This is a genomic window from Peptococcaceae bacterium 1198_IL3148 (assembly GCA_036763105.1).
Taxonomy (GTDB): domain Bacteria; phylum Bacillota; class Desulfotomaculia; order Desulfotomaculales; family Desulfohalotomaculaceae; genus JBAIYS01.
Genome location: JBAIYS010000045.1, coordinates 1 through 504, shown reverse-complemented (window position 1 = coordinate 504; position 504 = coordinate 1). Strand labels below are relative to the sequence as shown.

At 41.9% G+C, this 504-nt stretch carries 2 protein-coding genes; both read right to left on the bottom strand.

Features of this window, described 5'->3' with window-relative positions; genetic code table 11:
- A partial coding sequence (locus tag V6C27_14810; protein ID MEG6617658.1) for a 4Fe-4S cluster-binding domain-containing protein occupies positions 1-237 on the bottom strand: 237 nt, incomplete at its 3' end.
- 36 nt (positions 238-273) lie between these two features.
- Positions 274-504 (bottom strand): glycine radical domain-containing protein (locus V6C27_14805; protein MEG6617657.1); only part of this gene is annotated, 231 nt, incomplete at its 5' end.

Here is a 504-nt window from a genome sequence, read left to right as displayed (position 1 = left end):
ATGGATGTGGGCGGGACAAATAGGAATACAGTTGCCACAGTTAACACACAAATCTTCTTTGAACATCACCTGATATTTCCTTTCCAGACCCTCCGGATTGGAACACCACTTGCATCTCAAGGGGCAACCTTTGAAAAAGATAAGGGTTCTCACGCCCGGCCCATCATAGATGGAATATTTCTGGACATTGAAGATTCTCGCTTTTCTTTCTAATATGCCTTTGGTTTCTGTACTCATAATGTCCCCATCCCTTAAATAGTACCAATAGTTTTATTAAAAGTGATCTAATACCGTTCTGCTGATAATTTCATCCTGTACTTCCTTGCACAGCTCTACGAAATAAGCACTGTAACCGGCCACCCGAATGATTAAATCCCGATACTTGTCCGGTTCCATTTGGGCCTTTTTCAGTACTTCGTTATCAACATAGCTGAATTGCATCTGACCATTGCCCAAAATAGATGCCGTTCTAAGCAAAGTAATCAGCCCATTTTCACCTTCTGG